A 25,532-nucleotide genomic window follows, 5' to 3' on the forward strand; every position below is an offset into this window, starting at 1 on the left:
AAACCAATGTCAAACCGGCTGAGGCTGAATGTTACCGCAGTGCAACAAACACGCGCCGGGGGTGGGGGCACCTGTCACCTGAGAGTCACGGCTCATGGAAAATCCGGATTGTCACTTTGAATTCATCCATCCTTAATAGACTTGTCATTTTTCAAAGGCACAGTCATCGCGTCAGAATGCCCCAAAACAGGGGGCTTTTTGATTGTTCAAGCTTTTTTCAGGAACTTTCATGAAACTCAAACTCTCCCTCACCGCCCTCGCCTTGGGCCTGGCCAGCGTGTCAGCCCAAGCCCAAACCGAAGTCCAGTGGTGGCACTCCATGGGCGGTGCCTTGGGCGAGTGGGTCAACGACCTGGCCAAAGACTTCAACGCCAGTCAAAAAGATTACAAAATCGTGCCCACCTTCAAAGGCAGCTACGACGAGTCCATGACCGCCGCCATCGCCGCCTTCCGTGCCGGCAATGCCCCGCACATCCTGCAGGTGTTCGAAGTGGGCACCGCCACCATGATGGCCAGCAAAGGTGCCATCGTGCCTGTCGGCGAGGTCATGAAAAAAGCCGGCGTCACTTTTGACGCCAACGCCTACGTGCCTGCAGTGGCCGGTTATTACACCGCTCCCAACGGCCAGATGTTGAGCTTCCCCTTCAACAGCTCCACCACGGTCTTCCACTACAACAAAGACGCCTTCAAGGCCGCTGGCCTGGACCCTGAAAAGCCACCAAAGACCTGGCCTGAAGTGGCGCTGGCCGCAGGCAAGCTCAAGGCCTCTGGCCACAAATGCCCATTCACCACCAGCTGGGTGAGCTGGACGCAGCTCGAAAGCTTCTCGGCCTGGCACAACACCGAGTTCGCCTCCAAAGGCAACGGCATGCGCGGCATTGATGCACGCCTGACTTTCAACAGCCCGCTGCATGTGCGCCACATCGACAACTTGGCCAACATGGCCAAAACCGGACTGTTCGTCTACAAAGGCCGGGGCAACGCGGCCGATGCGGTGTTTGTGTCGGGCGAATGCGCCATGACCACCGGCTCGTCTGCGCTGTACGGCAACATCAAGCGCAACGCCAAGTTCGCCTCCGGCATCTCCACCCTGCCTTACTACCCCGATGTGGCGGGTGCACCCCAGAACACCGTCATTGGCGGTGCCAGCCTGTGGGTCATGTCGGGCAAGAAAGACAACGAATACAAGGGCGTGGCTCAGTTCTTTGCCCACCTGTCCAAGGCCGAAGAAGCGGCCAAGAGCCACCAGCGTACCGGCTACCTGCCACTGACCAAGGCGTCTTATGAGATGACCGAGAAATCGGGCTTCTACAAGCAAAACCCTGGCACCGACGTGTCGGTGGAGCAGATGATCCGCAAGACCACCGAGAAGTCACGCGGCATCCGTTTGGGCAATTTTGTGCAGATCCGCACCATCAACGACGAGGAACTCGAACAGGTCTGGGCCGGCAAGAAAGCCCCCCAAGAAGCCCTGGATGCCGCAGTAAAGCGTGGCAACGAGCAGCTCGAGCGCTTCCAAAAAGCCAACAAGTGAGCCCGCGCCCCGGGCCGCCTGCCCGGGTTTTGTCTTGAAAGCAGGGGCCATGTGCCCCTGCTTTTTGAGCTTTTGTGGCTCGCCTAAACTCTGCCCCTATGGAAAAACGCGTTCGATTTCAGTCTCACTGGTTGCCTTGGCTTTTGGTGGCCCCCCAAATGGCCATCGTGCTGGTGTTCTTTTTTTGGCCCGCCGGGCAGGCGCTTTACCAAAGCGTGCTGTCACAAGATGCTTTTGGCACCAGCACCGAATTTGTCGGACTGGAAAATTTTGAGCGCCTGTTTGCCGACAGCACTTACCTCGAATCCTTCAAGACCACGGCGGTTTTTTCCTTGCTGGTGGCTTTTTTCGGCTTGAGCATTTCGCTGCTGCTGGCCGTGATGGCCGACCGGGTGCTCAAGGGCGCTGCCATCTACAAAACCCTGCTGATATGGCCTTACGCCGTGGCCCCGGTGGTGGCAGGCGTGCTGTGGCTGTTCATGTTCGCCTCGCCCATGGGCGTGATCGCCTTTTATTTGCGCTCGGTGGGCATCGAGTGGAACCACTTGCTCGATTCGGGCCATGCCATGACGCTGATCGTGGTAGCGGCCGTGTGGAAGCAAATCTCCTACAACTTCCTGTTCTTTTTGGCGGGGCTGCAGTCCATCCCCAAATCCCTGCTGGAGGCGGCGGCCATTGACGGGGCCAGCCCTTGGCACCGCTTTTGGACCATCGTGTTCCCGCTGTTGTCGCCCACCACGTTTTTCCTCTTGGTCATCAACGTGGTTTATGCCTTTTTTGACACCTTCGGCATTGTCGACGCCACTACCCAAGGCGGCCCCGGCAAAGACACGGCCATTTTGGTCTACAAGGTTTATTACGACGGCTTCAAGGCGCTGGACATGGGCGGCTCGGCCGCACAGTCGGTCATCCTGATGCTGATCGTGGTGGCACTGACAGTGGTGCAGTTCCGTTTTGTCGAGAAAAAAGTCCAGTACTGAGCCCGCCCCATGATTGAAAAACGCCCCGGCCTCACGGTCCTGTCCCACCTGGTGCTGATCCTGGGGGTGGTGATCGTGGCCTTCCCGCTGTACCTGACTTTCATCGCATCGACCCAAAGCGCCGCCGAAATCGCCCAATCGGTGCCCATGTCCATGTGGCCCGGCAGCCACGCCCTGGAGACCTATAAAACCGCCTTGTTTGGCGGCGAAACCAGCGCTGGCAGCCGCATCCCGGCGGCCGCCCCCATGATGTGGGTCAGCCTGGTCAGTGCACTGGTCATTGCCATTGGCAAGATCGCCATCTCTTTGCTCTCGGCTTTTGCCATCGTGTATTTCCGCTTTCCGCTGCGCAACTTGGTGTTCTGGATGATTTTTGTCACCCTGATGCTGCCCGTCGAAGTGCGCATCGGCCCCACCTACGAGGTGGTCTCCAACCTGGGCATGCTCAACAGCTACGCGGGCCTGACCGTGCCGCTGATCGCCTCTGCCACGGCCACGTTTTTGTTCCGGCAGTTTTTCCTGACGGTGCCCGACGAACTGGTGGAAGCGGCCCGCATGGACGGCGCGGGGCCGATGCGGTTTTTCATCGACATCCTGCTGCCACTGACACGCACCTCGATCGCGGCGCTGTTTGTGATCCAGTTCATCTACGGCTGGAACCAATACCTGTGGCCGCTCTTGGTGACCACCAACGAAGACATGTACCCGGTGGTCATGGGCATCAAACGCCTGATCGCTGGCGAGGCCTACACCGAATGGAACGTGGTCATGGCCACCGCCATCTTGGCGATGCTCCCCCCGGCGCTGGTCGTCATCCTGATGCAAAAATGGTTCGTCAAGGGCCTGGTTGATACGGAAAAATAATAACCCCGGGGACAGACCGCTGCGAAGCGGCGCTCTGTCCTCGTCAAATTAAAAACCCGGGGACAGACCCATTTGAAGCATTGCGCTGTCCTCGCCTGATCAAAAAACATATGGCTGCCATCACCCTCTCTCACATCCTCAAAACCTATGGCCAAGGGGCCAAGGCCAACACCGTCATCCACGACCTGAGTGCACAGATCGCACACGGAGAGTTCGTGGTCATCGTCGGGCCTTCGGGCTGCGGCAAATCCACCTTGCTGCGCATGGTGGCGGGCCTGGAAGACATCTCGGGCGGCACCATCTCGATCGGTGATCGCGTGGTCAACGACCTGGAGCCGGCCGAACGCGACATCGCCATGGTGTTTCAAAACTACGCGCTGTACCCGCACATGAGCGTGTTCGACAACATGGCCTATGGCCTGAAAATCGCCAAAGTGCCAGTGGACGAGATCAAAGCCCGGGTGGACAAGGCCGCAGGCATTCTGGAACTCTCCCACCTCTTACAGCGCAAGCCGCGCGAACTCTCTGGCGGCCAGCGCCAGCGCGTGGCCATGGGCCGCGCCATCGTGCGCCAGCCCCAAGTCTTTTTGTTTGACGAGCCGCTGTCCAATCTGGACGCCAAACTGCGTGCCCAGACCCGGCTGGAAATTCAAAAACTGCACCGCGAACTCGGCATCACCAGCCTGTTTGTCACACACGACCAGGTCGAAGCCATGACCCTGGCCCAGCGCATGATCGTGATGAACGGCGGCCACATGGAGCAGTTCGGCACGCCCGAAGAGGTCTACAACCGCCCGGCCAGCACCTTTGTGGCCAGCTTCATTGGCTCGCCCCCGATGAACTTGCTCCAACAAGCCCCAGACACCCCGGCAGGCCGCATTCTGGGCATTCGACCCGAGCACATGGACATCACGCCAACAGGCTGGCCTTTGCTGGTGGAAACCGTGGAGCTGCTCGGCGCTGAGCGGCTGGTGCACGCCCGTTTGGGTGCAGAAAACCTCACGCTGCGCCTGGACGCATCCCTGCCCGCCCCTTTAGCAGGCGAATCTTTTTGCATCACCCCCCGCGCGGACAAACTCCACTGGTTTGACGCCAAAACCGGTCAACGCATCGCCACAGCATGAACCCCACCAACGCCGAGACCGCCCTCCCCGCCTGGCCCTACCCGCGCTGGATCGCGCACCGGGGTGCGGGCAAGCTCGCCCCGGAAAACACCTTGGCCGCCTTCCGGCTGGGCGCGGCGCACGGCTACCGCATGTTTGAATGCGACGCCAAGCTCAGCGCCGATGGCATGGTGTTCCTGATGCACGACGCCACGCTGACGCGCACCACCAATGGCCAAGGCATCGGCGGTGAGCTGCCCTGGCATGCCCTGTCGCAGCTGGACGCAGGCAGCTGGCATTCGCGCGCTTTTGCGGGTGAAGCCCTGCCCACGCTCGAAGCACTGGCGCGGTTTTGCCTCAGCAATGGCCACCTGCTGAACATCGAAATCAAACCCACGCCGGGCACCGAAGCCGCCACGGGCGAAGCCGTAGCGCGTCTGGCCGCCCGTCTGTGGGCGGGCGCTGCCGTGCCACCGCTCCTGACCTCGTTCAAACCCGATGCATTAGCAGCCGCACAAACAGCGGCACCCGAATTGCCACGCGGCTTGCTGGTCGACACGCTTTGGACCGGCTGGTTTGAGAAAGCGCAAGAACTCAAATGCGTGGCGGTGGTCGCCAACTACGCGCTGTGGGACGCGGCCACCGTGGCCCAAGTCCATGGCGCAGGCATGCGGTGCCTGAGCTACACCGTCAATGACGACTGGGCCGCGCAGCACCTGTTGGCTCTGGGCACCGACGGCATCATCACAGACCGGGTGGATTTGTTCAGCCCGGCCTGAGCGCCCCTTAATCGAGCTTGGCCCCCGATTTCTGAACCACCGCCGCCCAGCGCGGCATTTCGGCCGTCAGGAATTTTGCAAAGTCATCGGCCCCCAAATAGGCCGGATCGGCCCCTTGCGCCACCATGCGTTGGCGGATGTCGGGCTGGTTCATCACAGCCTTGAACGCGTCGCTGAGCTTGTTGACCACGTCCTTGGGAGTGCCTGCCGGGGCCAAAAAGCCATAAAAGCCGACCACTTCGAAATTCTTGATGCCGGTTTCCATCACGGTGGGGATATCGGGCAAGGCCGGATTGCGCTCGCGGCTGGTCACGGCCAGTGCCCTGACTTTGCCTTGCTTGTGGTACTGGGCGGCTTGCGGAATGCTCTCGGCCATGAATTGCACCTGCCCCGCCATGAGGTCGGTGAAGGCGGGGGCGCTACCGCGGTAAGGGATGTGCACCATGAACAGCCCAGTGGCCGACTTGAACATCTCGGGCACCAAGTGGCTGCTGCCGCCATTGCCCGCCGAGCCGTAGTTGATCTGGCCGGGACGGTCTTTGGCATAGGCCACGAACTCCTGCAAGGTGTTGGCGGGCACTTTGGGGTTGACCAGCAGCGCCAGTGGCTGCATGGCGGTGCGGGCCACCGGCACAAAGTCACGCAAGGTGCTGTAAGGCAGCTTGGTGTACAGCGCCGGGTTGATGACCATCACCCCGGTGTTGGCCAACATGAGCGTGTGGCCATCGGGCGTGGCACGCATGACTTCTTGAGCGCCCACGGTGCCGCCCGCACCTGCTTTGTAATCCACCAAGATGGGCTGCCCGAGCTGGGCCTGCAGCCGGTCGGTCAGCAAGCGGGCGTGCTGGTCGAGCGGGCCACCCGCCGGAAAACCCATCACCACCCGGATCGGTTTGGTTGGAAAAGCCCAGGCACTGCCCATGGCTGCGGCCAAGCCAATCGAAACGATGAGCTTGGTGATCCGTTTTGTAGTCTGTGTCATGTGATCTCCCTTCAGTGGTTGAAATTGGCAGAGAAAGCCTTACAGGGTTGTCAACGGCGTTTCCAGGCTTTGTTCAAAACCCATTCCAGCGTTGCGGCGGTCAGCACCAGAGCGATGTAAGTGTTCATTTTTCCATCTTGCCCCTGTACCCACAAGCCGGCCACCAACACCAACACCCCACTCAAGGCGTGCAGTCCCATTCGACGTCTCCACGATGAACCACCCGGCCCCATGACCCATCGCCCGGCCAAAGGCATGAACACGGCCATGGCCAAGGCGGGCATGACAAAGCCTAAAAAATGCAACATCAATTGCCAAAATGTCATATTGACTCGATTTTGTGGAATAGAGAGACAGCTTTTACCTGTTTTTTGACTTTAAATTGTGCCTTCAAAGACACGTCAATCAAATTCCTCGCCTATCGTGTCAACCCAAGTTGACAGACCGTGCCTATAATGGACCTCATGGCTGTTTGGACTTTGGGCTTGAACCACACCACTGCACCGCTCGATTTGCGCGGCAGGTTTGCTTTCGCCGTTGACAAATTGGTCCCTACTTTGCAAGGTTTGCGCCGAGACTTGGCCCACCGCATCGCACAAGAGCCCGAAGCGGCCATTCTTTCGACCTGCAACCGAACCGAAATTTATTGCGCCGCTGACCAAGCGGCCACCAACGACACTTTGCGTTGGTTGGCGCAAACAGGCGGCGTCAGCGCTTCTGAACTCCATGCGCACACTTACTTGCTCGAAGGCAATGAGGCGGCCCGACACGCTTTTCGTGTGGCCAGTGGTTTGGACTCGATGGTTCTTGGCGAAGCCCAAATTCTGGGTCAACTCAAAGATGCCGTGCGGGCGGCCGAGCAAGCTGGTGCTTTGGGCAGCACCCTGAACCAGCTCTTTCAGCGCAGCTTTGCTGTCGCCAAAGAAGTGCGCAGCTCTACCGAAATTGGAGCCCACTCCATCAGCATGGCCGCCGCCTCGGTGCGACTGGCGAGCCAATTGTTTGAAGACCTCAAGGACATTCGCATTTTGTTTGTGGGTGCCGGAGAAATGATTGAGTTGGTGGCAACCCACTTTGCCGCCAAACAGCCCCACAGCATGGCCATTGCCAACCGCAGCCTGGACCGGGGTGAACTCTTGGCCAGCCATTTTGGTGCCGAAGTGATGCGCCTGGCCGACCTGCCCGAGCGTTTGCACGAGTTTGATGCCGTCATCAGTTGCACCGCCAGCACCCTGCCCTTGATTGGTTTGGGCGCGGTGGAACGGGCCCTGAAAAAGCGCAAGTACCGCCCCATGTTCATGGTCGATTTGGCGGTGCCCCGGGACATCGAACCCGAAGTCAAGTCCCTTGAAGATGTGTACCTCTACACCGTGGACGATTTGGCCAGCGTGGTTCAAGCAGGTCAGGCTCAGCGTCAAGCGGCCGTGGCCGAGGCCGAGGTCATCATTGACGCTGGGGTACAAAGCTTCAGCCATTGGCTGGGCCAGCGCGACACGGTGCCCCTGATTCAACAACTGCAAAACCAGGCCGACGCTTGGCGCGAAGCCGAATTGGCCAGGGCAAAAAAGCTCCTGGCCCGGGGCGACGACCCTGTTGCCGTGATGGAAGCCTTGTCCAAAGGTTTGACCCAAAAAATGATGCATGGTGCTCTGGCCGAATTGCGCGGCGCAGACCCGGAACACCGCGCACAGACCATGCACACCGTGCAGCGCGTGTTTTTGCGCAAAGAGCGTTAGCGACAAACTTTGTAGGCCAGGGCTTTCGCTCTGACACATGGCTTTTTCTGGCACTCAAGCGCCAAGCTACACAAATTTTGTTCGCATGAAACCTTTTCTCATCCAACAACTCGAACGCTATGCCCTGCGTTTGACGGAGCTGGACTTTCTGCTGTCCCGCGAAGACATCATGGCCGACATGACGCAGTTCCTGAAGCTGTCGCGTGAACATGCCGAGGTCAGCGCCGTGGCCTCGCGCTTTGCCCGCTTTCAGCAACGCAACGCTGACTTGTTCTCAGCCCAAAGCATGCTGGACGACCCTGACTTGCGTGACATGGCCGAAGAGGAAATCGCCAACGCCAACGCCGAGCTGCAAACCCTCGAAGCTGAACTGCAGCGCATGCTGTTGCCCAAAGACCCCGACGACGCCCGCCCTGCCTTTGTCGAAATCCGTGCAGGCACCGGGGGCGACGAGTCGGCCCTGTTTGCAGGGGACCTGCTGCGCATGTACTCGCGGTACGCCGAAAGCCAGGGCTGGCGGTGCGAAATCGTCTCGGAATCGATGAGCGAGCTGGGCGGCTACAAAGAAGTCGTGGTGCGCATCGAGGGCGACCAGGTTTACGGCGCACTCAAGTTTGAATCCGGTGGTCACCGGGTGCAGCGCGTGCCCGCCACCGAAACGCAAGGCCGCATTCACACCAGCGCCTGCACCGTGGCGGTCTTGGCCGAGCCTGACGAAGCCGAGGCCATCAAGATCAACCCTTCGGACTTGCGCATCGACACCTACCGCGCCAGCGGGGCGGGTGGGCAGCACATCAACAAAACCGATTCGGCCGTGCGCATCACCCACTTGCCCACCGGCATCGTGGCCGAGTGCCAGGATGGCCGCAGCCAGCACAGCAACAAGGCCCAGGCCCTGAAAGTGCTCACAGCCCGCATTCAGGAAAAAGACCGTGCCGAACGCGCCGCCAAAGACGCGGCTGAGCGCAAGAGCCTGATCGGCAGCGGCGACCGCAGCGACCGTATCCGCACTTACAACTTTCCGCAAGGGCGCCTGACCGACCACCGCATCAACCTGACTTTGTACAAGCTGCTCACAATCATGGAGGGCGATTTGCAGGACGTGGTCCACGCGCTGCAAAGCTACGAAGCGGCCGAACAGCTGGCCGCGCTGGAAATCGGGGCCACCGCCTGATGCAGACCGCCGACACCGTCACCGCGTGCCTGCGCCAAGCCCAAACCCAAGGATTGGCCCGGGTGGACGCGCAGATCTTGCTGCTGCACAGCCTGCAACGCCCGCTGCACGACCGCGCTTGGCTCTTGGCCCACGACAGCGACACCTTGACGCCTGCGCAATCAAACGCATGGCAAGACGCGCTGCAGCGCCGCCTGAGCAGTGAGCCCGTGGCCTACATCACCGGACGCAAGGATTTTTTTGGCCTGACGCTGGCCGTGGACGCCCGCGTGCTGGACCCGCGACCCGACACAGAGACTTTGGTGGACTGGGCTCTGGCGTGTCTGGCTGATTCCGCGCCCTCATCTTCCTCCTCCAATCGCTCGCTCCGCATTCTCGACCTGGGCACGGGCAGCGGCGCGGTGGCCCTGGCGCTGCAACACGCCCGGCCCGATGCCACCGTGTGGGCCGTGGACGCCAGCGAAGACGCCCTGGCCGTGGCCAGCGCCAATGCCGCCCGCTTGCAGCTGGGTGTGCAATTCATCGCCAGCGACTGGCTGAGCGCAGTAGACATCCAGCGCACGGGCCGCTTTGACCTCATCGTCTCCAACCCCCCCTATGTGGCCGAGGGCGACCCGCACCTGGCCACCCTGACACACGAGCCCCTGCAGGCCCTGACCAGCGGCCCCGACGGCCTCGATGACATCCGCCAAATCATCGCCCAAGCCCCTGCCTGTCTGACCCCGGGCGGCTGGTTGCTGCTCGAACACGGCTGGGACCAGGCGACCCAGGTACAAGCGCTGCTGCGCGAAGCCGGGTTTGAGCAGGTGCAGTCGCGCCGCGATCTGGGCGGCATCGAGCGGTGCACGGGCGCGGCCATGCCGAAGTGACAGCAACATCCCTGTGAAAATGGCAGACTTTCAATCAGAGACATAATTCACCCCACTCGACATCGACCCCATTTGGAGCAACACCATGAGCGACACCCAGCAACGCATCGACGAACTCGTCAAAGGCAACGAGATCACCCTGTTCATGAAGGGCAGCGCCAGCTTCCCCATGTGCGGTTTTTCTGGCCGTGCCATCCAGATCCTCAAAGCCGTCGGCGTGGACCCCAAGACGGTCAAAACCGTGAACGTGCTGGACGACGCTGAAATCCGCCAGGGCATCAAGGAATACAGCAACTGGCCCACCATCCCCCAGCTCTACGTCAAGGGCGAGTTCATCGGTGGCTCGGACATCATGATGGAGATGTACGAATCGGGTGAATTGCAGCAAGTGATCAACGGCCAAGCCTGATCGACCGCCACACCCGGGCCACAAGCCCTGCCAGAGCCACCTTCGGGTGGCTTTTTTGCGGGCGGTCCAGGGCCTGTATGCCCCGATATTCAGTTCTGGAGGGTCTGCGTTTTGCCCTCGTACTCGCGCCAGACCTGAGCAAGGTCTGCCTTGCGCCAGATGCGCTGGGCCACAAAGGTGAGCACCAGCGCAATCAGGGTCATGACAGCCAGCCAGACGCCATGGCGGTGGCCCCAGTGCTGCAACCAGGCCCAGCGGCTGTCCGCCTGCGTCATCCCGATCAACACCACAGGCGAGAGGATCAAAGCGCAACTGAACAACAGCCGTCCCCATGGTTTGAATAAGCCCATGAGACAGACCACCAGCGCAGTGGCCACCCAAAAATCCACAATCATCACAGGCACATACAAAGCCAGATGGGTCAGGATTTGCCAGCCGCTTTGGTCAGAAAAGAAGAACTGCTTGGCCCCATAAAACACGGCCCACCCCGGGCAAAACCACAAAGCCACAAACCGCAGGGTGGAGGTGATCAGGTTCAGGCCCAAATGGCGGCGCATTTGCCCACCAGGCGACAGCCAATACCGCCAATGCCATTGACTGGAGCGAAGCACAGGCAGAAAAAACAGACAGAGAAACCCCATTCGCGAAAGTTCGTAATGCGTGAGCTCACTGCCCCAGGGCTCCAGCAAGCGGTAGCTCCCCAGTTGATGGGTCGGGATCAGGGCAAATGTCACACCTGCCCCCAGGATCGCGCTCCAAGGCCGCCCTGCCAAATCACCCTGCTCAATGAACCCAGCATGGGCCAGCAAGCCCCTGAACCAGGCTTCGAGTCGCCCGCCTGGACCGGGTTGCCATGTCAGCCCCAAGCGGGTGTGCGTCAACATACGACGAAACATCCACACCGCAGCGCCCAGACCATAAGCCGCTGCCAGCAACCACAGTGCCAACGGCGCTTGCTGCCAAGCACCCAACACCGAACCGGGCCAAAAAATGGTGAGCAGACCGCCCAGCAGGGGTACGGCCAGATGCACCGGATGCGCCATGCCCCACCAAGAGTGCACCGCACACACCCAGACCGTGTGCCAGACCAGTGCCAACAACAACACAGCGCCCAACTCGGGCAGGTGGCTGACGAACGTGACGCCGAACGACACCCAGGCCCCCATCAGCGTTGCCAGAGAAAGCAGCATGCCGGAAACCCACCAACCGTGGGTCATATCGTGCATGCGCTGATGCACCCGATGCACAGGCACCAGCCGCCGCACCCAGATGTGCATGTCGCGCAGGCCGGCGTGGGTGACACACACCGCAGCCAGGCTGCTGAGAGCGCACAGTACAACGGCGAACTCAGAAAATCCTGAATGGCTGACCATCGCCAACAGCACCGTGATGATGAACAGCACCAGCCACAGCCAGATCAGGGCCTCGGGCGTTCTGCGCCCAAAACCGGGGTAAACGGACACGGCTTGCTGGCCGAGGGCGGTCGTGTTGTTCATGTCATGACCTCCTGACTTTGACCCACCACTCAGAATTGCGACCCTTGCTGAGCCACGACCAATTGGACGTTTCGAAGTTTTTGTTGGCACGCAGCACCATGAGCCATGCGGCGGACAGCATCAGGGTGTCCTGTAGAGATGAGGGCGCACCGATCAGAGCGTACTGTAGCCATGAGCGTGCACCAATGAGCCGAGGGGACGTTAGCAGCATCACCAGCAACAACAAACAAAACAGGGCCGTCATGTCAGGCACAGAACGCCAGTGGGTAGAGCGCAACCAGACGGCACAACCCAGCGCAAATGCCCCATCCACCATCAGTGGCCAAGCCAGCAAGCGCCATATTCCGATCACATCCGCCAACGAATAAGGATCCAAAAACCAACGAAGGACGGCAAATGCAAGCAAAAAGACGACCACATCCAGGGCCCAATACTGCGCAGTGCACTTGTATATATCCGTACCAAGCCGCTTTCTGAAGCCTGAGCCGGGCACCATCTGCCAGCGCCAGTGGCTCCGTTCGGACCGCAAGGTGACGAACATCAAGATTGCCAAAAAAAACACCCGGTCGGCCCAAAAATTATTGCTCACCAAGGACGCAGGGAAATCTGGATGTTCGATGGCTCGGGGAATCACCTGAACGACCATCACAATCAAAAGCCAAACCAAGTTCGTATCAAGTTGAGGGGGGCGGTTCAACCACCGGTGCAGCCAAAACTTTCCCCATTTCAAATACGCTGCGGGCTGTGTCCATGAAGCTCCGCCAGGTTTCAGCAGCAAGTGCCGAACCCACACCAGCCCCAATGTCCCGATGGCCAACAAGGCCGTGACAAGCCAAGCCCCCAGGCCCACGCCCCAGTTCAAGGCCAGCGCGTAGTGCACCGTCCAATGGGTGGCCGACAGCAACCAGACGGCTACCTTGCCCCACCAGGGCCACGGCCTGTACCAGGCCATGCCACTCAACATGCACAAAGGGGCACCCACCCACACAAAAACAGGTAATGTCCAGGGGTTGACGGCCACGGCAGGTACCTCAACGGCCATGTGACTGATCACAACCAAAGGGATGAGCCCTATGAGGAAAAACAGTGCAAGGTGTCGGAACATGCGATTGACCGAGACTCGCGCATGACCTGCCGGTGCGATGCGATTTCGCAAGGTGTGCATTTCCCGCAAACACGCCAAAGATGCAGACAAAGCCGCAACCAACACAAGCCCTTGAGCTATGCCCCAGGCGGTGTTGAGCCAAAAACGCCCGAGGCTGCCATGCACAGTCTGCACCGCAAAGGCCACCAGACAATACAGCCCCAGAAACAGGGTCGTGCCCATCAGCTGCCAACCTTCAAGCACCGTGAGCCCCGAAACCCGACGCACAGCGGCTGTCATGCGTTCAGCTCCAAAAACAGGTCGTCCAGGTTCAGCGCCCGTCCGTTGCCGGGTGCACCCGGCAAGCGGGTGTCCACCAGCCACAGGCCCTGCTCCAGGTGCCGACTTTGGAAGATGGCACCCCGAGGTGCCTCTGTGCCGTGCACATGCACCAAACGCAAGTGTTCGGTCAGCGCATCCCATTCGTCCATGAGCTGGATGTGGCCTTCACGCATGAAGGCCACATGGGTGACCACGCGCTCCAGATCGCTCAGCAGGTGGCTGCTGATGATGACGGTGCGCGGGCGCTCGCTGCTGCGTTGATCGAACAAGGCCCGCATGAAGGCGCGGCGCGTCATCGGGTCAAGGCTGGCGACAGGCTCGTCCAGAATCAAGATGTCCGGGTCATGCCCCAGGGCCAGCACCACGCTGAGTTTTTGCTGGTCGCCCAATGACAAGTCTTTGGCCTTGGTGTGCAATGGCAAAGACAATTGCGCTGCGAGTGCACAGGCTCGGTCCTGATCCCAGTGGGCATAAAGACGGCCGATGCGTTCAAAGTGCGCATCGCCCGTCAGCCAGTCCAACAAATCCGGGGTTTGCGCCACATACCCCAGTCGCTCACGCACGCTGTCGCTCAGGTCGGTGCTGAGGCAGCCGCCCAGTTTGCAAAAACCTTTGTCAGGCACCGTCAGGCCTACCAGGCTGCGCAGCAAGGTGCTTTTGCCCGCACCGTTGCGACCGACCAGACCTAGCACAGCCCCCTCCGGCACATCCAGATTGACCTGATTCAGCACGGCTTTGCGCTGGTAGACGTGCTGCACGCCATGAGCGCTGATGATGGGCTCGTTCATGGTGTCTCCTCCTGATGAGTTTCTCTCAAACATTCTTCAAATTGCGCCATTGCGGCCTGTGCAGTCAGACCCAACTGCCGGGCTTGTTGTGCGGCCGCTTGCAGGCTTGGGCGCAGCAGGCCTTGTCGCTCGGCTGTGTCGCTTTGTCCGGGGTGATTGGCCACCACCATGCCCATGCCCCGGCGACGCTCCAGCAAGCCTTCGGCCTCCAGCAGGCTGTAAGCTTTTGACACCGTCATGGGGTTGATCGCGTGCAGTTGCGCCACGGCGCGAACGCTGGGCAGCTCAATGCCTGTGCGCAACTGCCCGCCCGCTATCTGCCGACGCACCTGCTCCACGATCTGGCGGTAGATCGGGGTGGGGTCGCTGGGGGCAATGGCGAAGTTCATGTGCATTGGTGTATTAGTTCAATAATACAAAAAAACAAAACTTCAAGCCATAAATTTAAATACCTTAATGATCATTTCAATCCACCACATGAACCCACAGCCGCTGTGCCGCGAACACGGCCTGTGGATAGGCTGACTTGCCACGGCTGCCGTTGTAGCGGCCAAGCCCCATGAACAGATCCCCACGCTCTCGATCCAGCAAATACCGAAGAATGACGCATCCAAAACGCAAATTGGTCTGCATGTGGAACAAACGGCTTGCGTTGCCATCCCCAATCAGCCTTGCCCAAAAGGGCATCACTTGCATATAACCCATGGCCCCAGCGCTGGAAATGGCGTATTTTCGGAAGGCGCTTTCGACCTGTACCACACCCAGTACCAGGGACAGGGGCAGGCCCGCTCTGCGGGCTTCGTACCAAAGGGTTTGCAAAAACTCCTGGCGCTCAGTGGGGTGGTTTTTGTAGCGAGCCAGTCGCTGACTGCTGAACGCCTGCCATTGGGCATAGGCCTGCTGCTCTTGGGGCGTGCTCAGCAGCGGTTCAGGCGGGGCAGCGGCCATTACCGCCGCACTCAGGGCAGAACGCACCGAGTGGGACAAAGGCTCTTCGATTTGGGAGCCGGCCCGGACGACACCGGCCGGACATAGTCCCAGCAGCATTTGGGCCAGGAATGCGCGGCGCATTGGGCGGGTACTCAGCGGCACCTTTGCATGTTTCAGGCCGCCAGTCGCGCCTTGAGGTGATCAAGGATCTGTGCCACAGCGACTTTGCTCGATTCGACATCGCGGCGGTGTTGGTATTCCACCAGAGCGTCTTTGAGGCCCTTGTCGCCAATCGTGATGCGGTGCGGCACACCGATCAACTCCCAGTCTGCAAACATGGCACCCGGACGCTCACCCCGGTCGTCCAGGATCACGTCCACACCGTCGGCCAGCAAAGCGGTGTAAATCCGCTCGGCTTCTTGCTTGACGGCTTCGCTGCGGTCCATGCCAATAGGGCAAACCACCACGGTGAAGGGGGCAATGGCGTCGGGCCAGATGATGCCACGCTCGTCGTGGTTTTGCTCAATGGCGGCGGCGGGCAAGCGCGTCACACCAATGCCGTAGCAACCCATTTCCAGAAACTGTGGCTTGCCGGTCTCGTCCAAGAAAGTGGCATTCATGGCCTTGGAGTATTTGGTGCCCAGATAGAACACATGGCCCACCTCAATACCTCGCTCAATGGCCAGCTCGCCCAGGCCGTCGGGCGATTTGTCACCCGCCACCACGTTGCGGATGTCGGCCACCAAGGCGGGCTCGGGCAGGTCACGCCCCCAGTTGACACCCGTGATGTGGAAGTCTTCTTCGTTGGCCCCACAAATCCAGTCGGCCATCACGGCCACGTCGCGGTCAGCCACCAAGTGCACGGGCTTCTTCAGATCCAATGGGCCCAAATAGCCGGGTTTGCAACCAAAGTGATCTTCAATTTCGCTCAGAGTGGCAAAGCGGAAGCCGCCCTCCATGCCGGGCAGTTTGCCCACTTTGACTTCGTTCATGTCATGGTCGCCGCGCAGCAGCAACAGCCAGACTTGTGACTTCACGATCTCGCCCTGCTCATTGAGTGAGTCGGTGGCCAGCACCAGCGACTTGACGGTGGTGGACAGAGGCACGTTCAGCAAGGCGGCGACGTCTTCACAAGTGCTCTTGCCGGGCGTGGGCGTCTTGGTCAAGGCTTGCTTGGCCTCGCTGCGAGGCACGCTGGGCGCCAAGGCCTCTGCCTTTTCCATGTTGGCGGCGTAGTTGCTGGTGGGGCAGTACACGATGGCGTCTTCACCGGTGGCTGCGATCACCTGAAATTCTTCGCTCAAGTCGCCACCAATGGCCCCGCTGTCAGCGGCCACTGCGCGGTAGGTCAAGCCAAAGCGGTCAAAAATCTTGCGGTAAGCCCCTGCCATCACCTGGTAGCTGGCCTTGGCGCTGTCCATGTCGCGGTCAAAGCTGTAAGCGTCTTTCATGATGAATTCGCGACCACGCATCAGGCCAAAGCGAGGACGGCGCTCGTCACGGAATTTGGTCTGGATTTGGTAGAAGTTTTTGGGCAGCTGTTTGTAGCTGCGCACTTCCTGACGCACCACATCGGTCACGACCTCTTCACTGGTCGGCTGGATCACGAAGTCACGGCCGTGGCGGTCCTTGATGCGCAAAAGCTCTGGGCCCATCTTGTCAAAGCGTCCCGTTTCTTGCCACAGCTCGGCCGGCTGCACCACGGGCATGGTCATCTCGATGGCACCGGCACGGTTCATCTCTTCGCGCACAATGGCTTCGACCTTGCGGATCACGCGCAAGCCCATGGGCATGTAGTTGTAGATGCCCGCACCCAATTTTTTAATCATGCCGGCGCGGGTCATCAGCTTGTGGCTGGCGATCTCTGCGTCAGCAGGTGCTTCTTTGAGGGTTGAAATCAGGAACTGGGAAGCTTTCATGGCATGAAACTAACAAAACTGGGACATCAGGGAAACATCCAAGAGCCAGCGCTGATGCGGCGTGCATAATGGACACAATTTAAAATTTTGAGGTTGATTATGCTTGACCGTGAAGGCTTTAGGCCGAACGTCGGCATCATTCTGCTCAACCAGAGAAACCAGGTTTTCTGGGGCAAGCGCATCAGAACCCACAGTTGGCAGTTTCCACAAGGTGGTATTGACCGGGGTGAGAGCCCCGAACAAGCCATGTTTCGGGAACTCCATGAAGAAGTGGGGCTCCACCCAGAGCATGTGCGCATCGTTGCCCGAACCCGTGACTGGTTGCGCTATGAAGTGCCAGACCGCTTCATCCGTAGGGATGCGCGTGGGTTTTACAAAGGCCAGAAACAAATCTGGTATCTGCTCCAATTGGTCACGCACGACCACCATTTGAACCTGCGTGCCACGGACCACCCGGAGTTTGATGCTTGGCGCTGGAACGATTACTGGGTGCCTCTGGATGTGGTGGTGGAGTTCAAGCGTGGCGTTTACGAAATGGCGCTCACCGAGCTCGCCCGTTTTTTGCCGCGAAACGAACGACAAAATCGCTACCTGCGGGGCGGTATGCGTGGTCCACGAGAAGCTTATGAACCCGACCACTCCTCCATGGAGATCCACCCACCTGCCCACATGGAATTACCCCCAGGGGCCAGCTTTGACCCCAACCCACAAGGTTGAATGAGCATCTTGTTCGGCGTGGCGCGATCTCAGTGCGACAAAATCATGTTGTCGCGGTGCACCATTTCGGGCTCAGCGGTGTATCCCAACAAGACCGCATAGTCGTGTGACGGTTTGCGGCACAGCAAACGGGCCTCAGCACTGGCGTAATTGGCCAAGCCACGGGCAATTTCAGCGCCTTGCTCGTCTCGGATGGCAATCACATCGCCCCGAGAGAACTCACCCGCCACACCCGTCATGCCAATGGGCAGCAGGCTCTTGCCCTCGGTCAGCACCTTGTGGGCTGCACCCGCATCCACCGTGACCGAGCCGCGCAGTTGCAGGTGGTCGGCCATCCATTGTTTGCGGGCTTGCTGTTTGGCGGTCTGGGCCACCAGCAAAGTACCCATGTTGTCACCTTGACTCAGGCGCAGCAGCGCATCGGGTTCGCGCCCCCAGGCGATCACGGTGGACGCGCCTGAACCTGCGGCCCGCTTGGCTGCCAGGATCTTGGTGATCATGCCACCCTTGCCGATGCTGGAGCCCGCACCACCCGCCATGGCTTCTAGGGCCAGATCACCGGCACGGGCTTCGTGCACGAAGGTGGCCGAGGGGTCTTTGCGCGGGTCGGCGGTGTACAGCCCTTTTTGATCGGTCAAGATGACCAGCAAATCGGCTTCGATCAGATTGGCCACCAAAGCGCCCAAGGTGTCGTTGTCGCCAAACTTGATCTCGTCATTGACCACCGTGTCGTTTTCGTTGATCACAGGCAGCACGCGGTGCTGGAGCAAGGTGAGCAGGGTCGAGCGGGCATTGAGGTAGCGCTCGCGGTCGGCCAGATCGGCGTGCGTCAGCAGAACCTGGGCGCTGCCCATGCCGTTTTCGCGCAACTTGGTTTCGTACATTTGAGCCAGGCCCATCTGACCCACCGCAGCAGCGGCTTGCAAAGCGGGCACTTCGCTAGGGCGGGTGGTCCAGCCCAGGCGCTTCATGCCTTCTGCTATCGCGCCGCTGGAGACCATGACCACTTCCTTGCCCTGGGCGCTGAGCAGCGCCATTTGTCGGCACCACTCGCCAATCGCACCCTCGTCGAGCCCCCGGCCTTCGTTGGTCACCAGGCTGGAGCCGACTTTGACGACGATGCGGCGTGCATCGCGCAACAGAGAGGAAACGGCGGCAGAGGTCATGCTGAAAAGTTGGCTTGGCGTTGAAACAGCGCTTGAAAGGGGCTGGGAGTGGCTGCGTCAGTCGGGCAGCGGCTTGAAGCGCGGATCATCGGCATCGGGCTCTTGCGGCTTGTCTTGCTCTTTGAACCGGGGATCAATGTCCACCACGCCTTGCTCGATGATCTGCTGAGCGCGGATGTGCTTGTAAATCTCTTTGATCAACGGCTCGCAGCCTTCGCGGGTCAGGGCCGAAATCTGGAAAACAGGCCCTTTGTAGCGCATGCGTTTGATGAAGTCCTTGACGCGGGCTTCGCGCTCATCGGCGGGCACCATGTCCAGCTTGTTGAGCACCAGCCAGCGCGGCTTGTTGTAAAGACCGGGATCGTATTTTTTGAGTTCGGCCACGATGGCCTTGGCTTGCTGCACCGGGTCGACGTTCTCGTCAAACGGCGCAAAGTCGACCACATGCAGCAGCAAACGGGTGCGCTGCAGGTGGCGCAAAAACAAATGACCCAAGCCAGCACCTTCCGACGCGCCTTCAATGAGTCCCGGCACATCGGCCACCACAAAGCTTTGCTCAGGGCCGACGCGCACCACACCCAGATTGGGGTGCAAGGTGGTGAAGGGGTAATCGGCGATTTTGGGGCGGGCGTTCGAGACGGCAGCAATGAAAGTAGACTTGCCCGCGTTGGGCATGCCCAGCAGGCCCACGTCGGCCAGCACCTTCAGCTCCAGCTTGAGCTCTTTCTTTTCACCCAACCAGCCGGGTGTTTTCTGGCGCGGGGCGCGGTTGATCGCGCTTTTGAAGCGCATGTTGCCAAAGCCGCCGTCGCCGCCCTTGGCGATCATGATGGTTTCACCCGGCACCAGCAGCTCATACAACACTTCACCGGTTTCGGCATCAGTGATGATGGTGCCCACCGGCATTTTGAGGGTGACGTCGTCGCCCGCTGCGCCGAACATGTCCGAGCCCATGCCATGCTGGCCCCGCTTGGCCTCATGGCGGCGCGAGTAGCGGTAATCGACCAGGGTATTCAGGTTGATGTCGGCAAACGCGAACACATGCCCGCCACGACCACCATCCCCCCCGTTGGGGCCACCAAATTCTTTGTACTTTTCGTGTCGGAACGAGACGCAGCCGTTCCCGCCGTCACCTGCGGCGATGTCAATATAGGCTTCGTCAACGAACTTCATGAGATTTCCAGTGTAGCGTGAGGCCCTGACGTTAATCCACGACAGGGCCAGAAAAGCGAAAAGCCCCGTCTTGCGGGGCTCCTCTGCGCCATGGGCGGGACGGGCTTAAACAGCCGGCGTCACGTTGACCATGTGTTTGCTCAGTTCGCCTTTGGTGGAGAACGACACGTGGCCGTCAACCAGGGCAAACAAAGTGTGGTCCTTGCCAATGCCGACATTGTTGCCCGCATGGAACTTGGTGCCACGTTGACGAACGATGATCGAGCCAGCGCTGATCAGTTCACCACCGAAAGCCTTGACGCCGAGCATTTTTGGCTTGGAATCACGACCGTTGCGCGTAGAGCCGCCGCCTTTTTTCTGTGCCATGACCTATTCTCCTCAGGCAGCGATCGCGCCGATTTGCAGTTCAGTGAACTGCTGACGGTGACCCTGACGTTTTTGATAGTGCTTGCGACGGCGCATCTTGAAGATGTGCACTTTGTCGTGCTTGCCATGAGCCAACACCGTGGCTGTGACTGTGGCGCCGGACACCAGGGGCGTGCCGATCTTGAGTTCAGCGCCGGTACCGACGGCCAAAACTTGATCAATCACGATTTCCTGGCCAACGTCCGCAGCAATCTGTTCTACTTTAATTTTTTCGCCAGCGACAACACGATACTGTTTGCCACCGGTTTTTATGACCGCGTACATATTAGACCTCTTGAATGGAAGTTTCCAAGGGCTGATCCCCAAGGAACCCGAAATTATAGCATGTTCGCATTTCTTTGACCAGACTTCGGCATCAACTTGCCCTTTGTTTCAGGCATCGGACACACCGCGCTCTATATAATCAGCATGCACATGAAGCATAGAATTTTTATGCTTTTACCGCCTCGGCTCAGCCAGGTCACCCTGCCGGATACCCCAAGTTGTCTGACTCTGAAAACAGCACCGCCGCCGTTCTTGACCTCGTGTCTCCCGACATGATTGAAGTTGACCGCGTCATTGCCCAACGACTCGATTCGGGCGTCCCACTGGTTGGGGAAGTGGCCAAATACATCATCTCGGCTGGGGGTAAACGACTTCGACCTGTTTTGCTGCTGTTGACATGCGGGGCTTTGGGCTTCAAAGGTACTCAGCGCCACAACCTGGCCGCCGTGGTCGAATTCATCCACACGGCCACATTGCTGCACGATGATGTTGTCGACGAATCTACTTTGCGACGTGGCAGACCCACGGCCAACGAGCGTTTTGGCAACCCCGCAAGCGTTCTCGTGGGTGATTTTTTGTACTCTCGTGCCTTTCAGATGATGGTGGATGCACAGAGCATGCGTGTGATGCAAATTTTGGCGGATGCCACCAATGTGATCGCCGAAGGTGAAGTGCTTCAACTGATGAACATGCACGACGCCTCACTGGACGAAGACGGCTACCTGAAGGTCATCCGCTCCAAAACCGCCAAGTTATTCGAGGCCAGCGCCAGACTGGGTGCCGTTTTGGCCAACAGTCCTGTCGAAATAGAGCAGGCTTGCGCTGACTATGGTCAAGCCCTTGGAACTGCTTTTCAAGTCATTGACGATGTCCTTGACTATGATGGCAACGCTGCTGAAATGGGCAAAAACCTGGGTGATGATTTGCGCGAAGGCAAAGCCACCTTGCCTTTGATTTTGGCCATGCAGCGCGGTGATGCAGCACAAAGACAAACCGTGCGTGAAGCCATTGAAACGGGCAGCGTGGATCGTTTGAGCGATATCGTGACAATTGTCCGGACAACAGGCGCTCTTGAAGCCACCCGCGACGCCGCAGCGGCAGAAGCACAACGGGCCATTAACGCTGCCATGCAGTTGCCAGATAACCCCTACCGAAATGCCATGCTGGTGCTTGCATCACAACTGCTCAACCGGCGAACATGATGAAAAGCGCCTGTCGGTAAGGGGGCATCTGCACCGCCTTTTACCGATGCCCAGTTTGTCACTTTGGTGATGCCAGAGGCCTGTTGACTGTGTGATAGTGATTTTCACCTTTGTTTCATAACAAAGGAATCACAACACTAGGAGACTTCATGCGTTCAACATCCAAATCAAGGCGTTTGATTTTCGCTTCTGCGTTTCTGGGCTTCTTGGCCATGGCCATTCAGCCCACCGCCATGGCGCAAACATACCCCACAAAACCCATCAAGATGATCGTTCCGTTTCCAGCGGGAGGCACCACTGACATCGTCGCACGCATCGTGGCACAAAAGATGAGCGAGTCCATGGGGCAAGCGGTCACGGTCGACAACCGTGGGGGGGCAGGAGGTGCAATCGGTGCCGATTTGATGGCCAAGGCTGCCCCCGATGGTTACACCATCATGATGCACAACTTGTCATTTCCGCTGGCTTCTGTTGCGCAGACCTTGGCCAATCGATCACCTTTTAACGTGGATACCGATTTTGCCGGTGTTTCCATTGCTGTTTACGTCCCCTTTGTATGGACCGCCAGCCCCAGCGTACCGGCCAAAGACCTCAAAGAGTTGGCCACTTTGTTGCGCTCTAACCCGTCCTTGCAATACAACTATGGATCAACCGGCCCCGGTTCCACCATGCATGTATTGGGTGAAGCTTTCAAAAAAGAAGGCAAAGTCAACATCACACACATCCCGTTCAAGGGCGCAGCCCCACTCAAACAAGAGTTGTTAGCGGGCCGCCTTCAAGTGGGCGGGGATCAGTTGTCCTCGTCTTTGGCCGAGATCAAAGCCGGCACCTTGAAAGCCTTGGCGACCACAGCCTCCAAACGCATTCCCGGCTTGCCAGATGTTCCAACCGTCAAAGAACTTGGTTTCCCCAACTTGGAGCTTGAAGGCTGGAACGGTGTTTTCGCCCCCGCAAAAACACCGAAGGACATCATTGAACGCCTGAACAAGGAAGTGATCGCTGCCGTTCGACACCCCGATGTGATCAAACGTTTGAACGATTTGGGTGCAGAAGGTGTCGGCTCAACCCCGGCCGAACAAGATGCCATGTTGCGTCGGCAAATGGACCAGTTCAGAGCCATCATTCAGGAAATGCGCCTCGAATAAGGCAACAAACAGGGTGGCTCTTTAGCCTTTCAGGCGCGGCCACCCTGGGACAACCACCACACCAATAGCTCAGAGCAATCTTTTCCGTCTAAACCGTTTTGGGCGGCCGCATCGAATTTTTGCAAAGCCAGGGCGGTCAGTGGAAGTACTTTTTGTGTGGCCTGACCTTGGTCCAGCATGGCTTGCATGTCTTTGCGCATGGTGGCCACATTCACGGTGACTTGATCGCTGGTTTGCTGCTTCAAGGTTTGGGCAATCATGTTGCCTCGAACCTTCAGCATGTTGGGGCCACCTGAAGAGTCCGACAAAATATCGATCACCCGTTGAGGATCAAGACCCAGAGGTTCAACCAATGACAAGGCCTCGCCCAAGGTTTGCCAATACACCATCAAGGGCAAGTTGACGGCCAACTTCATGGTCGCCCCAGCACCGTGTGGGCCGACATGCTCTACGCGTCGACAAATGACACTCAGCAAAGCATGGACCCTCGCCAAATCCTGCGCTTGTCCACCCACAAAACCCAGCAACTTGCCCTCTTTGGCGGGCCCTACGCTGCCGCCGACCGGACACTCCAGAAAATACGCATGGACGGCTTGGACAAGCCCGGCCATTTCCTGAGGTTTGGCTGGGCGAACTGTGCTCATGTCAATGAAGGTCTTCCCCTTCACCTGTCCGGCCAACAATCCAGACTCGGCACCATAAACCTGATCTAAAGCCGCCTCATTGGTCAACAAAGTCAGGACCACATCGACCGACTCAGCCAAGGCTTTGGGCGTTGGAGCCCATTGAGCACCTGCGTCGAGCAAGGACTGCGCCTTGACGGAGGTTCGATTCCAGACCGTCACCTTGTAGCCCTGCGACAAAAGTCGTGAACCAATGGCCGCCCCCATCTTGCCAATTCCAGCGATTCCAATATGCATGTTGTCTCCAGTCATTGATGTTGACGTTTGTCGAATATTTTGGGCCCACTCCCCAAGTTTTGCTGAAACACAGGTCCTTGACGAATTCTTTTTTTGACGGCAAAGCAGCCACGACTCCTACAAAATTTGGGGTTACATCATTTACAAACACAAGTTCAAGCACCATGATTTGAATAACTTGGTATTCAATCAACTTAGGAGGCAGCTTGGAGCCCTTACTTTCACGACCCTCGACCATGGGCGCTGACGATGCTCCAGTCGTCAGCTACGTGCAACAACTGCTCGAAAAGGCGGTGGCCCTCAAAGCCTCTGACTTGCACTTTGAGCCCTATGAGCACCATTACCGGGTGCGCATGCGCATCGATGGTGAGTTGCGTGAAATGGCCACTCCCCACATGGCGCTCAAGGATCGATTGGCTTCCCGTCTGAAGGTCCTGTCGAGACTGGACATTGCTGAAAAACGTCTTCCCCAAGACGGGCGAATGAAGCTCCAGCTGGGCGATGGTCGCTCACTGGATTTGCGCATCAGCACTTTGCCAACATTGTTTGGTGAAAAATTGGTTGTCCGCATCTTGGATTCAGCACAAGCACAACTGGACCTGACACGACTGGGTTACGAACCCGAGGACTTGGCACGACTGATTCAGGCCATTCGCGCCCCACACGGCATGGTGCTGGTCACCGGTCCCACGGGCTCTGGCAAAACACAATCGCTTTATGCTTGCCTGAACTTGCTCAACACCCCTGAAGTCAACATTGCCACCGTCGAAGACCCCTGTGAAATCCAGCTGACAGGCATCAATCAGGTCAATGTCCAGGACAAGCCCGGCTTGAGTTTTGCTGTAGCGCTGCGGGCGTTTTTGCGCCAAGACCCTGACATTTTGATGGTGGGTGAAATACGTGACCTCGAAACAGCCCATATTGCCGTCCAAGCCGCACAAACCGGTCATTTGGTTCTTTCTACTTTGCACACCAACGATGCACCAGGGACACTGATCCGCTTGCGAAACATGGGCTTGGCCCCCTACAACATTGCAGCGAGCGTGACCTTGATCACAGCCCAGCGTCTGGTGCGTTGTTTATGTGTCCATTGCAAACAAGCCACGCAAGTACCCTCTGCCGTGTTGCATCAGGCTGGGCTGGGCTTGGAACTGTTGCCCAACGAGCACGTCGAGGTTTTCACACCGGTGGGTTGCGAGCATTGCCACAAAGGTTTTTCAGGCAGAACAGGCATCTTCCAAGTCATGCCCGTGAGCCCTGACATGCAAAATCTGGTGTTACACGATGCTGTCGGCCAAGAAGTCGCCAAACTGGCCCAAAAAGAAGGCGTGGCCAGCTTGCGCATGGCTGGCCTGCACAAAGTCCTTCAAGGCATCACATCTTTGGACGAGGTGCTGGCGGCCACCCGGGAGGAAGCATGAATCCAGGCTCCAATGCTCGTCAAACGCCCAGTTTTGCTTGGAAGGGTCAAAATTCTCAAGGCCAATTGCATCAAGGCAAACTCCATGCGCTCAATGCAGATTTGGCCCG

General features: G+C 58.7%; 25 protein-coding genes and 1 pseudogene. 13 read left to right on the forward strand and 13 right to left on the reverse strand.

The features are described 5' to 3' along the window. Window positions 1-229: 229 nt before the first annotated feature. The 5 genes from ugpB to ugpQ all read left to right on the forward strand — a co-directional run bounded on the left by ugpB (window position 230) and on the right by ugpQ (window position 5,260). Complete coding sequence (ugpB, locus tag AMM41_RS13990) at window positions 230-1,534, forward strand: sn-glycerol-3-phosphate ABC transporter substrate-binding protein UgpB (protein WP_089959857.1); 1,305 nt, start codon at window positions 230-232, stop codon at window positions 1,532-1,534. Between the two features lie 98 nt (window positions 1,535-1,632). Then, window positions 1,633-2,514, forward strand: coding sequence for a sn-glycerol-3-phosphate ABC transporter permease UgpA (gene ugpA, locus AMM41_RS13995; protein ID WP_089959861.1), 882 nt, complete (start codon window positions 1,633-1,635; stop codon window positions 2,512-2,514). Window positions 2,515-2,523: 9 nt separating this feature from the next. Beyond that, window positions 2,524-3,378, forward strand: a complete 855-nt coding sequence (ugpE, locus tag AMM41_RS14000) for a sn-glycerol-3-phosphate ABC transporter permease UgpE (protein WP_089959865.1) — start codon at window positions 2,524-2,526, stop codon at window positions 3,376-3,378. A 110-nt stretch (window positions 3,379-3,488) separates the two neighbouring features. After that, window positions 3,489-4,502, forward strand: a complete 1,014-nt coding sequence (gene ugpC / locus AMM41_RS14005; RefSeq protein ID WP_089959868.1) for a sn-glycerol-3-phosphate ABC transporter ATP-binding protein UgpC — start codon at window positions 3,489-3,491, stop codon at window positions 4,500-4,502. Next, window positions 4,499-5,260, forward strand: coding sequence for a glycerophosphodiester phosphodiesterase (gene ugpQ / locus AMM41_RS14010; RefSeq protein WP_089959870.1), 762 nt, complete (start codon window positions 4,499-4,501; stop codon window positions 5,258-5,260). Before ugpC ends, ugpQ begins: the two co-directional genes overlap by 4 nt. Before the next feature lie 7 nt (window positions 5,261-5,267). Here the strand turns inward: ugpQ and AMM41_RS14015 are convergent, their stop codons facing one another. Continuing rightward, window positions 5,268-6,182: a Bug family tripartite tricarboxylate transporter substrate binding protein gene (locus AMM41_RS14015; protein ID WP_228769288.1), complete on the reverse strand. Its 915-nt coding sequence runs from the start codon at window positions 6,180-6,182 to the stop codon at window positions 5,268-5,270. A 110-nt stretch (window positions 6,183-6,292) separates the two neighbouring features. Continuing rightward, complete coding sequence (locus tag AMM41_RS14020; RefSeq protein ID WP_089959877.1) at window positions 6,293-6,568, reverse strand: hypothetical protein; 276 nt, start codon at window positions 6,566-6,568, stop codon at window positions 6,293-6,295. Between the two features lie 138 nt (window positions 6,569-6,706). Between AMM41_RS14020 and hemA the strand changes: the two genes are divergently transcribed. From hemA to grxD, 4 genes are all read left to right on the forward strand, one after another. After that, the gene (gene hemA / locus AMM41_RS14025) at window positions 6,707-7,978 is read left to right on the forward strand and encodes a glutamyl-tRNA reductase (protein WP_089960102.1); all 1,272 of its coding nucleotides are present in this window, start codon (window positions 6,707-6,709) and stop codon (window positions 7,976-7,978) included. Between the two features lie 85 nt (window positions 7,979-8,063). Further along, window positions 8,064-9,152, forward strand: a complete 1,089-nt coding sequence (gene prfA / locus AMM41_RS14030; RefSeq protein ID WP_089960107.1) for a peptide chain release factor 1 — start codon at window positions 8,064-8,066, stop codon at window positions 9,150-9,152. Further along, a complete protein-coding gene (gene prmC / locus AMM41_RS14035) occupies window positions 9,152-10,021 on the forward strand; it encodes a peptide chain release factor N(5)-glutamine methyltransferase (RefSeq protein WP_089959880.1) in 870 nt (289 codons plus the stop codon). Before prfA ends, prmC begins: the two co-directional genes overlap by 1 nt. 85 nt (window positions 10,022-10,106) lie before the next feature. Next, window positions 10,107-10,430 (forward strand): Grx4 family monothiol glutaredoxin, encoded by a 324-nt coding sequence (gene grxD / locus AMM41_RS14040; RefSeq protein WP_053171770.1) that lies wholly within the window; start codon window positions 10,107-10,109, stop codon window positions 10,428-10,430. A gap of 89 nt (window positions 10,431-10,519) precedes the next feature. Here the strand turns inward: grxD and AMM41_RS14045 are convergent, their stop codons facing one another. The 6 genes from AMM41_RS14045 to AMM41_RS14070 all read right to left on the reverse strand — a co-directional run bounded on the left by AMM41_RS14045 (window position 10,520) and on the right by AMM41_RS14070 (window position 16,989). After that, the gene (locus tag AMM41_RS14045; RefSeq protein ID WP_089959883.1) at window positions 10,520-11,926 is read right to left on the reverse strand and encodes a hypothetical protein; all 1,407 of its coding nucleotides are present in this window, start codon (window positions 11,924-11,926) and stop codon (window positions 10,520-10,522) included. A 1-nt stretch (window position 11,927) separates the two neighbouring features. After that, window positions 11,928-13,310 (reverse strand): hypothetical protein, encoded by a 1,383-nt coding sequence (locus AMM41_RS14050; RefSeq protein WP_089959886.1) that lies wholly within the window; start codon window positions 13,308-13,310, stop codon window positions 11,928-11,930. Beyond that, window positions 13,307-14,140 carry an ABC transporter ATP-binding protein gene (locus AMM41_RS14055; RefSeq protein WP_194944793.1) on the reverse strand — a complete coding sequence of 278 codons (834 nt, stop codon included), beginning with the start codon at window positions 14,138-14,140 and terminating at the stop codon, window positions 13,307-13,309. The genes AMM41_RS14050 and AMM41_RS14055 overlap by 4 nt, the downstream gene beginning before the upstream one ends. Further along, window positions 14,137-14,535: a GntR family transcriptional regulator gene (locus tag AMM41_RS14060; protein WP_089959896.1), complete on the reverse strand. Its 399-nt coding sequence runs from the start codon at window positions 14,533-14,535 to the stop codon at window positions 14,137-14,139. The genes AMM41_RS14055 and AMM41_RS14060 overlap by 4 nt, the downstream gene beginning before the upstream one ends. Before the next feature lie 70 nt (window positions 14,536-14,605). Beyond that, window positions 14,606-15,211: a lytic transglycosylase domain-containing protein gene (locus tag AMM41_RS14065; RefSeq protein ID WP_089959901.1), complete on the reverse strand. Its 606-nt coding sequence runs from the start codon at window positions 15,209-15,211 to the stop codon at window positions 14,606-14,608. Between the two features lie 32 nt (window positions 15,212-15,243). Then, complete coding sequence (locus AMM41_RS14070) at window positions 15,244-16,989, reverse strand: proline--tRNA ligase (protein WP_089959904.1); 1,746 nt, start codon at window positions 16,987-16,989, stop codon at window positions 15,244-15,246. Window positions 16,990-17,088: 99 nt separating this feature from the next. Here AMM41_RS14070 and AMM41_RS14075 point away from each other — a divergent pair, with 99 nt between their 5' ends. Continuing rightward, window positions 17,089-17,706: an RNA pyrophosphohydrolase gene (locus AMM41_RS14075; protein ID WP_089959910.1), complete on the forward strand. Its 618-nt coding sequence runs from the start codon at window positions 17,089-17,091 to the stop codon at window positions 17,704-17,706. Window positions 17,707-17,735: 29 nt separating this feature from the next. Here AMM41_RS14075 and proB read toward each other — a convergent pair whose 3' ends face one another. From proB to rplU, 4 genes are all read right to left on the reverse strand, one after another. Next, window positions 17,736-18,872, reverse strand: coding sequence for a glutamate 5-kinase (gene proB, locus AMM41_RS14080; RefSeq protein WP_089959915.1), 1,137 nt, complete (start codon window positions 18,870-18,872; stop codon window positions 17,736-17,738). 57 nt (window positions 18,873-18,929) lie between these two features. Then, window positions 18,930-20,045 carry an Obg family GTPase CgtA gene (gene cgtA, locus AMM41_RS14085; protein ID WP_089959920.1) on the reverse strand — a complete coding sequence of 372 codons (1,116 nt, stop codon included), beginning with the start codon at window positions 20,043-20,045 and terminating at the stop codon, window positions 18,930-18,932. A gap of 105 nt (window positions 20,046-20,150) precedes the next feature. Beyond that, a complete protein-coding gene (rpmA, locus tag AMM41_RS14090; protein WP_019430604.1) occupies window positions 20,151-20,411 on the reverse strand; it encodes a 50S ribosomal protein L27 in 261 nt (86 codons plus the stop codon). Window positions 20,412-20,423: 12 nt separating this feature from the next. Next, window positions 20,424-20,735 (reverse strand): 50S ribosomal protein L21, encoded by a 312-nt coding sequence (gene rplU / locus AMM41_RS14095; RefSeq protein WP_089959923.1) that lies wholly within the window; start codon window positions 20,733-20,735, stop codon window positions 20,424-20,426. A gap of 218 nt (window positions 20,736-20,953) precedes the next feature. Here rplU and AMM41_RS14100 point away from each other — a divergent pair, with 218 nt between their 5' ends. Beyond that, window positions 20,954-21,937: a polyprenyl synthetase family protein gene (locus AMM41_RS14100; RefSeq protein ID WP_228769282.1), complete on the forward strand. Its 984-nt coding sequence runs from the start codon at window positions 20,954-20,956 to the stop codon at window positions 21,935-21,937. A 149-nt stretch (window positions 21,938-22,086) separates the two neighbouring features. Then, window positions 22,087-23,082, forward strand: coding sequence for a Bug family tripartite tricarboxylate transporter substrate binding protein (locus AMM41_RS14105; protein ID WP_228769283.1), 996 nt, complete (start codon window positions 22,087-22,089; stop codon window positions 23,080-23,082). A 29-nt stretch (window positions 23,083-23,111) separates the two neighbouring features. Here AMM41_RS14105 and AMM41_RS14110 read toward each other — a convergent pair whose 3' ends face one another. Further along, window positions 23,112-24,110, reverse strand: coding sequence for an NAD(P)-dependent oxidoreductase (locus AMM41_RS14110; RefSeq protein ID WP_255350446.1), 999 nt, complete (start codon window positions 24,108-24,110; stop codon window positions 23,112-23,114). Between the two features lie 137 nt (window positions 24,111-24,247). On the opposite strand from AMM41_RS14110, the pseudogene AMM41_RS14115 reads away from it, so the two are divergent. Next, a pseudogene (locus AMM41_RS14115) lies at window positions 24,248-25,423 on the forward strand (GspE/PulE family protein); the annotation flags it as partial. Window positions 25,424-25,532: the final 109 nt, after the last annotated feature.

This window comes from Limnohabitans sp. 2KL-3 (assembly GCF_001269405.1).
Lineage (GTDB): Bacteria > Pseudomonadota > Gammaproteobacteria > Burkholderiales > Burkholderiaceae_C > Limnohabitans_A.